The organism is Rhodopirellula maiorica SM1 (genome assembly GCF_000346295.1).
GTDB lineage: Bacteria > Planctomycetota > Planctomycetia > Pirellulales > Pirellulaceae > Novipirellula > Novipirellula maiorica.
Genome location: NZ_ANOG01000915.1, coordinates 1 through 7,544 on the forward strand (window position 1 = coordinate 1; position 7,544 = coordinate 7,544).

Sequence of the window (7,544 nt, forward strand, 5' to 3'; positions counted from 1 at the left end):
TCAACGGTGACCTTGGCATCCTCGATTTTCCCGAGCCAAATCTGTCGCTCGGCACGTTCGAGTGAGTCACCCAAAGGTTCTGGCCAACCTTCAATCTGATTCGCGATCGTTTCCCGCAGCGACGCATTTTGCCGTCCGTCCTGCATCAATCGGGCGACCGTGTCCGGCAACACGTTTGCGGGCGGAGCGGGCAGCATGCTTGCTTGTGTCCCAAGACGGCGAAATTGCAACAACGTTTCGCTGTAATCGTCTGGCGTCGTCGTCTCAGCAAGATCGCTTAGTGCGTCACGATCAAAAAAGTAGGCGGCAAATTGACGATATTGCTTTGCGACATTGATGTCATCCAGGACAGATGCAAAGGCCTGCTTCATTTGTGTCGTCAGCTCGCTCTGATCGGCGGATTCGCTTTCGCGGAACGCCTGCCGCCAAAGTTCCAGAGCGGTTTCGTAATCGCCGAGTCCTAATTGGGTGGCAATCTCGGCCGCTTCGATGATTCGCTTATCGGCCGACAGCAGTTTGATCAGCCAATTGCCCGCTTGCGGTGCATATTCGCTGTCGGGCCACAGGGCGATCGTCGTTCGCAGCATCACCTCGATTTCGCTGGCCGGCGACTTGGTTTTCGTTTTCAGCACCACGGCTTGCAAATGGGCTGCGGCGGCACCGGTCCCCGCTGGTTTTAACTTCGCGACTCCCGCCAAAATGTCTGCGGCATCACCGGGCTGTTTCGCCGCGACAAATGCCGCTGCGGCTTCAAGTGACCGTTTAATCGCGAGATCGGGATTGGTTTCCGTCATCGCCGCACTGGCCAACAACTGTGCCGCCCGCAGCGGATTGCCATCACGCAAATATTGTCGTCCCTGAGCGGCGATGATCGACGGATCGATCTGGTTGCCCGTTCCCTCGGTTGAACCGTTGCGTGATTGGGATCGCAATGAACCGATGGCGATCGTTTCGGCGCGTCGACGTCCATACGCTCCGTGCCGAGTGCCAATCGAATCAATCCAATCACCGACGCGGTTTTGGTTTGCGTCATCGCTGGCTAGCAGCGATTCCAATCGGACCAGGTCCATCTCGATTGACAACGGTGCGTTCGCAGGCTGTTTGTCATAGAACGCATCAAGTTTCTTTTTTGCGTCGGCGTGGTGATTCGAATGGAGGTCGATTTGGATGTCGAGTGCGCGAACACGGGCGTCAGAGTCCAGCGGCACTTCGCGGGTCAGTTCTGATAACGCGCTGCGAGCTCGCTGAAAATCTTCGCTTCGTAACAGTGCGACGACACGCAGTCGCTCGACTTCGTTACGAGCTTGACTATCGCTCGGCAGTCGCGTCAGCGCTTGATCGGCCGATCGTAGTGCCGCGGTGGCGGCCGCGAGTCGATCATCGCTGCTGGCGGGGAACAGTTCGGTTTCCATCAGCTTGATTTGGACGATCTGAACCTGCGTTTCCTGCTCTAACCGCGTCAAATCGCCGAGCATTGCCATTACGCTTGGTGACATATTGGTTTGCGAATTCAAACGCGTTTTTTCTTCGGCGACCGCTTTGGAAAGTGATTCGGATTTCGCAGCCGCATCGGTCAATCGCCGTAGCGCACGTTCGCCACGGTCGGTGTCGCCGGGATTGACCATGATCGATAACAGATCGTGCTCGGCCGCAGCCAATTCGACCGCGATCCGTTGCGACCGCAGAAACAGTCGCCGTGGGTGCTCGGGATAGGCAGTGATTAATTCGTCGATCGGTTTCTGCGCCGCCAGAATATCTTCGTCCGAAAAGTTGTCGATCGTTTGCCGCTGAGCCGTTTCGAGTTCGGACAGCCAAATCGTCTGCCGGGCGTACGAGTCACTGTTGGGGGTCACGGATTGCAGGCCACGGCGGATCAATCGCTGCGCGGTATCGAAGTCACCTCGACGAATGAGTTCACTAATCAGATCGGCGTCGCGATCACTACTGACTCGGGCCACAGGCGTTTGGTCGGCGTTCCCATAACGCTGCGGCAACGCGAGGGCCATGATCCACAAACAGTGCAAAGCGATCAGACGCATCATCATCATGGTTCGTCGTTCGCGGTAAACAGGACTCGGTCCGCGCCGGCGGCGCGTGCGGTGTCGTAAACCTTGATCGCATCGGACATTGCAATCGTGGGTTCGGGATCGACGATCACAGGCGGTTGAACTCCCAGCTTTAGAATCTCGCGAAGACGGGTTTCGAGCGTCTCGCTGCTCGCGACCGCTTGACCGTTCAGTTCAATCGTATTCCCCGTCGGCGAAGCGATCAGCCGAATGATGATTTCATCGAAAATCTCGACCGGCGGCGTGTCGGTCGATTCGTTGTTCGTACCGACGCTGGGCGGCTGGGCAATCGCACTGGGAAGATCAAACTCTGGCAGCTCGAAACTGCTGGTCCAGACAAAGAACACCAACAACAGAAACACGATATCGATCATCGGTGTCATTTCGACTTTCAGCGATCCTTGCAATCGTGATGACGGGATTTTCATCAGCGAGTCGCCTCGCGCACCGAGAACGTGACGTCAAAAATCCCCGCGAGCGCCGTTTCACGCAGGATCGGTTCGATGTATTGGTAATGCACCGATCCGTCGGTTCGCAATCGCACTGCGGCACTTGATCCGCTGCGAGCGGCATGGTCGACCAAAACCTGTTTCAGTTCGTCGATCGCGACCACGTTTCCGCCCACTCGCCATTGGGATTGGTCGTCGACGGTCACGGTCAACGCCGATCGATCGGGGTTCTCGGGCAAATAGGTGTTGGCGATTGGCAATTCGACGGGCAAATGAATCTCCTGGCGAGCCAGATGGCTGGATACCAAGAAAAAGATGATCAGCAAAAAGACAACGTCAATCATCGGCGTCATGTTGGCGCCGACCGGAGAAGCGTTGTTGGGATTGGGAACTCGCATAAACGTCAATGTAACGGACGCGGAGCGAGAAAATAATACGGCCTACCGCGGGGACGCTCGCTTGCGATACGCTATGTCGATGAATAACACGCTGACATTTCTGAAAAACTTTATTCGGCACCCGACTCAGGTGGGGGCGGTCGCCCCAAGCAGTCCGGGGTTGGTCAAAACGATGGTTGAGTGGTTTGATTGGGATTCCGCTCGCAACGTGGTCGAATTTGGCCCCGGAACCGGCGTCTTTACCGAAGGGATCGTCCAGCGGTTGCATCCCGATGCCAAGTTTTTTGCGATCGAGCGATCTGCCGAACTGGTGGCCGCGACGCGATCGCGATGTCCGTCGGTCACGGTCTACGAAGACAGCGTGACGAATGTCGTCGAGTTGTGTCGCCGCGAATCGATGCCTCATGTCGATGCGGTGATCTGTGGTCTGCCGTGGGCTTCGTTCTCGGATTCGCTGCAAGGCGAGATCATGGATTCGATGTTAGAGGTGTTACGCCCGGGCGGCCAATTTGCCACGTTTGCGTATTGGCAGGGTTTGGCATTGCCGGCAGGGCAACGTTTTTCGCTCGGTTAAAAAAGCGTTTCCGCAAGTGGGGCGAAGTCCAACGGTATGGCGAAATTTACCGCCCGCCTTCGTGTATCGATGCAAGCGAGCGTGATCGCAGTGTCGTTGGTCTATCGTCGTTGATCGCTCCGCGATCATTACGTTTTGAACCACTGTCGTTGATCGCTCCGCGATCATTACGTAATGACCGCGGGCAACCTGCGATTTATAAATTCTGAATGTCTGGCTCCCCTCGCTTCCGCCGGGCTTGTCCCGGTCGGAAATACGTGACTTCCATAACTCAATTACCGCACGTTCCGGAGCGGTCAACGACATTGTCTAACCGATGATCTGGTGGTAGCTCCACATGCAGATTCGCCAAGCGATGTAGATTAGTAGCGCCGTGTATAGCGTCACCACCACCGCCCAAAACCAACGTTCCGCGTTGGAGAAGGCTTTGTTCATCCACAGCAGCGGAATGCCCAACGCCCCCATCACCAGGAACAATATCGCCAACACGGCACCGCGGCTTTGAATCATGCGGTCGGACGATGATGTGGCTGGGGATGATTGCGGAGATGTCGACGCCGATGTCGATTGGGGACTCGGCGCAAGTTTCGCCTCGATCGGCGAGTCGTGCGGATCGGCATCGCTAGTCATTGCGGTGGCTGTAGCGGGTTAGGGGGATCGGTATTGGGTGCCGGTGTATTGCTGGCAGCGAGTCGTTGTTGGGCTTGCAGGACAAGCGGGCCAACGTTGCTGTTGTTGCCGTACAACTCGATAATCGAATACCAAATTTGGCGAGCCGTGACGACGTTGCCTCGCGAGTGTTCTCGTTCAGCTTCATCCAATTTTTCTTGAATGATCGTCGCTGCTTCGTCTTTGACAAACGAGCGATTCTCGATTGCCGCGATCTGACGACGGGCCAGATTGACGTAGGGACGGTATTTGGGATCGTCGCCGAGCAGCGTTTCCATGCTGCGGTATTTATCAAGCGCCGTAGAGGTGTCGCCGAACCGTTCGAATTGCTCGGCTTCAGCGTACAGCCGTTCTCCCTCGTTTTTTAGCGCCAGGTTCCGTTTCATCTTGACCGACAACGCATGCTCGGCCTGCATCATCTCGATTCGATCCACCTGCTCTTCCGCCCACGTCGTATGTTCGCCGTCGGGGAATTGGTTGATCATCGGTTTCAAGTAGTTGTTCTTTGCTTGGTTCATCGATGACTGCGTTTCTTGCGACAGCAGATCTTCGGCCCGCTTTCGCATTTGGTTTTCGTTCAGCGGCCACGCTACCCAACCGAGCATCAATAGCATCACGATCAACACGCCGATCAAGAACCACGACTTGTCGTGCCAGAGCGTGGCGTCTGGGAGCGTTTCCTTTGCTTCGTCGACCAATTCACGCCCGAGAAGCGAGCGAGCTTCGTCGCGTTCTTTTTGGTCGGTCACACTCAGCGGGCTAAAGCCCGCCGACGCATGCTCGGCCACTCCGGTGCGTGACATCGAACGACGCCGCACTTCTGCCAAGGCGAGCTGGACCGCCGGGGCACCAAAGGGACGCTTTGCAGGATCCTTTTCCAATAGCTGGGTGATCAATTTGTCGAACCAAACCGGACAATCCAACACCAACGATGCAGGTGACGTCGGCGTTTGTTCGCGGACGTTTCGCGTCACCTCTTCGACGGTATCGCCTTGGACGGGCGGTCGTCCGGTGATTGCAAAATAGAGCGTCGCACCAAACGAATACAGGTCCGATTTGTGAGTGACCGATGTCGGGGCGTCGATCCACTCAGGCGGCCGAAAGGCGATCTCATGGGCCGTGGGGGGACGCGATGATTTGAAATTGGATTCAAAACGATCGATGCGAACATCCACCAGCAGTGGGCTGAGTCCCGCATACAAAATCTTGTCGGGGCCCAGCATCCCATAGATGATGTCACGTTCGTGCAGGTAGCAGAGGGCCGCGATGATCGGCTCAGCAAACTCGAGCACCGATTCCCATGGCAAACGGGTGCGTCGCTCGATCTGAGCCGCCAACGTCTCACCTTCGATAAGCTCGTACGCCAAGTAGGCCTCTTTGTCTTCGAACCCGCCGCCATAGCAGCGGGCGATGGCGGGATGTTGCAGCGTTTTTAGCGTTTCCCATTCAGTGGCAAACTGCGTGCGTGCTTCGGGCGTCGCCCCAAACGGTGACGAGAACACTTTGACGGCAACCGATTTGTGCTGCTGTACATGAATGGCACGCCACACCGAACTTTGTGACGGATGGTCACCCAGTTTTGCTTCGATCGCTAATGGGCCGAGTCGGCTGCGGGGCATTGGAGACTAGAGCTTGGAAATGAAGAACGAGAAAGAAACAAAGAGCCGGTTTCGGTTCGATTATAGTTTGCTTCGACGGGGCGCGGCTACGACGCGTCGATTTGGTCGATGAGGTGCGCGAAGAAGATTGCTTTGTCCGCTTCGTACTGTTGCAAATCTCCCTCGCCGCTTCGCCAACGTCGCACCTTGGCCTCTTCGAAATCGAGTGCCGACTCCGCATTTTGCCGTAGATAATCGCGAATGGAAACCGCTTGCGTCCAGGCAGGGGTGGATGTCTGCATTAAATAGACACAATGGGTCGGATCAGGCTGGTCAGGCGTAACATAGCGAGGCTTGGATAACATGATCGCGGCTCCCGCCCAATCCGGCGTTTCGCTGCGGCGGTAATTGAGGCCTTCGATCAGTAACGCAGCCGACTCCATCATCGCGATGTCGTTTACGCCTGCCAAAACATCGATCGTCGGACGGGCAATCAGACCTGAGATCGATGTGCTGCCGATATGGACCACGTCCACTACCCGGCCCTCGCACGACAGCAGGATACTGCTGCGAGTTTGCTCGAATTCTTGACGCCACCTTGGGTCAAAGTGCATCAAGCGGACGGGATGAGAGTCCATAACGAAAATGCCTTGATGAGTTCCTATCCGCAGCCGGAGATCCGTCGCTCTTAGAATGCTTCGTTTAACCGTTTGCCAATAGGCGTCCGCAAAACGGATGCGAGTACGTCGTCGGCCGAATGTGAAACGATTTAATCAACAAGCCGTCAAGCGTTTTGGTTTATGGTTGGTCGTCTTTCGGTCGGCGAAAGTGCACTCTCCAAACACTCTTTCGCGGAACGCAAGGCGATCCTGTTTCGACGACTTGCTCGACGCCTCGGGCCTGCATTGAATGTAGCGGAAGTTGGCGAAATAGGGATGCCACCAATAAAAAACCGGGCCAACGACTTGCTCGTTGGCCCGGTTCACGCGATTTACAGTCCAATCCAATTGATCAGCGGCTGATCAGCATTGCCACCTTGGAAGCTTCGATCTGCTTTTCAATCGATTCGACGTAGGCGGTATCCGCCGCACACATTCGCGAGAATGGCACGGTGCACTTTCTGCCGTTCGATTTCAACAGTCGGATGTTGGTCGTATTGATTTCGATCAAACGGCCGTCGGTGCGGAAGTTTCCGGTGTTGTCGATCCAGGTTCGCACGCGAGTATCGTCAAGCGAAGAAATGCGAACTGTGGTTTTCTCGGAAACAACAAGTTGGGACGAATCTTTGGCTTGCTCGGCTTTTCCGAATAAATCATCGATCGACGTGCCAGCCTCTTCGGTCTTTGGCTCGTCTTCGGTGGCGTCGCCGGGTTCGCCAAACAAGTCATCGATCGAATCGGACGCTGGTGCTGCATCATCCGACGGAGGTGTGTCGAACAATCCGTCCAGATCATCTGCAGGGGCGTCGGCGGGCATTTCGATCGCCGTGTCCTCAGTCGCGTCGGAGGTTTCGCCGAATAGATTGTCGATGCCGCCGTCGTCATCGGCCGGGGCGTCCGCCGGGGCCGCAGCGTCAGCCGGAGCCGCAGTGTCGCCGCCGAACAAATCATCCAGGCTGGTATCGTCAGCCGGTGGATCGGTCGCCGGTGCTTCCATCGCAGCCGCATCTTCGGCGGGCGTGTCCAACGCAGGTGCGTCGGAGCCAAACAGATCATCGAGGTTGGTGTCGGTGTCCGGAGTTTCGATTGCCGGAGCTTCGGCCGCAGGCGGTTCTACCGCAGGAGCCTCAT

Annotated in this window: 8 protein-coding genes; 1 reads left to right on the forward strand and 7 read right to left on the reverse strand. The window is 56.4% G+C overall.

The features are described 5' to 3' along the window. The 3 genes from RMSM_RS29035 to RMSM_RS29045 all read right to left on the reverse strand — a co-directional run. Positions 1 to 2,048: hypothetical protein (locus RMSM_RS29035; protein ID WP_008705762.1), on the reverse strand; the 2,048-nt coding region annotated here is incomplete at its 3' end. Beyond that, the gene (locus RMSM_RS29040) at positions 2,045 to 2,494 is read right to left on the reverse strand and encodes an ExbD/TolR family protein (RefSeq protein WP_008705764.1); all 450 of its coding nucleotides are present in this window, start codon (positions 2,492 to 2,494) and stop codon (positions 2,045 to 2,047) included. The genes RMSM_RS29040 and RMSM_RS29035, both read right to left, overlap by 4 nt. Then, positions 2,494 to 2,913 carry an ExbD/TolR family protein gene (locus RMSM_RS29045; RefSeq protein ID WP_008705767.1) on the reverse strand — a complete coding sequence of 140 codons (420 nt, stop codon included), beginning with the start codon at positions 2,911 to 2,913 and terminating at the stop codon, positions 2,494 to 2,496. The genes RMSM_RS29040 and RMSM_RS29045 overlap by 1 nt, the downstream gene beginning before the upstream one ends. Before the next feature lie 79 nt (positions 2,914 to 2,992). On the opposite strand from RMSM_RS29045, the gene RMSM_RS29050 reads away from it, so the two are divergent. After that, on the forward strand, positions 2,993 to 3,487 hold the full coding sequence (locus RMSM_RS29050) for a class I SAM-dependent methyltransferase (RefSeq protein WP_236622347.1): 495 nt from the start codon (positions 2,993 to 2,995) through the stop codon (positions 3,485 to 3,487). A 309-nt stretch (positions 3,488 to 3,796) separates the two neighbouring features. Here RMSM_RS29050 and RMSM_RS37510 read toward each other — a convergent pair whose 3' ends face one another. The 4 genes from RMSM_RS37510 to RMSM_RS29075 form a co-directional block, all read right to left on the reverse strand. Further along, positions 3,797 to 4,117 carry a hypothetical protein gene (locus RMSM_RS37510; protein WP_052031857.1) on the reverse strand — a complete coding sequence of 107 codons (321 nt, stop codon included), beginning with the start codon at positions 4,115 to 4,117 and terminating at the stop codon, positions 3,797 to 3,799. Continuing rightward, complete coding sequence (locus RMSM_RS29060) at positions 4,114 to 5,775, reverse strand: serine/threonine protein kinase (RefSeq protein ID WP_008705776.1); 1,662 nt, start codon at positions 5,773 to 5,775, stop codon at positions 4,114 to 4,116. Before RMSM_RS29060 ends, RMSM_RS37510 begins: the two co-directional genes overlap by 4 nt. 86 nt (positions 5,776 to 5,861) lie before the next feature. Then, positions 5,862 to 6,392, reverse strand: coding sequence for a GrpB family protein (locus tag RMSM_RS29065; RefSeq protein WP_052031858.1), 531 nt, complete (start codon positions 6,390 to 6,392; stop codon positions 5,862 to 5,864). A 373-nt stretch (positions 6,393 to 6,765) separates the two neighbouring features. Further along, a partial coding sequence (locus RMSM_RS29075; protein WP_040769995.1) for an SHD1 domain-containing protein occupies positions 6,766 to 7,544 on the reverse strand: 779 nt, incomplete at its 5' end.

Bases quoted from the DNA above. Each gene is read 5' to 3' on its own strand.
- RMSM_RS29065 (WP_052031858.1), bottom strand. From the start codon at position 6,392: ATGGACTCTCATCCCGTCCGCTTGATGCACTTTGACCCAAGGTGGCGT.
- RMSM_RS29045 (WP_008705767.1), bottom strand. From the start codon at position 2,913: ATGCGAGTTCCCAATCCCAACAACGCTTCTCCGGTCGGCGCCAACATG.
- RMSM_RS29040 (WP_008705764.1), bottom strand. From the start codon at position 2,494: ATGAAAATCCCGTCATCACGATTGCAAGGATCGCTGAAAGTCGAAATG.
- RMSM_RS37510 (WP_052031857.1), bottom strand. From the start codon at position 4,117: ATGACTAGCGATGCCGATCCGCACGACTCGCCGATCGAGGCGAAACTT.
- RMSM_RS29060 (WP_008705776.1), bottom strand. From the start codon at position 5,775: ATGCCCCGCAGCCGACTCGGCCCATTAGCGATCGAAGCAAAACTGGGT.
- RMSM_RS29050 (WP_236622347.1), top strand. From the start codon at position 2,993: ATGAATAACACGCTGACATTTCTGAAAAACTTTATTCGGCACCCGACT.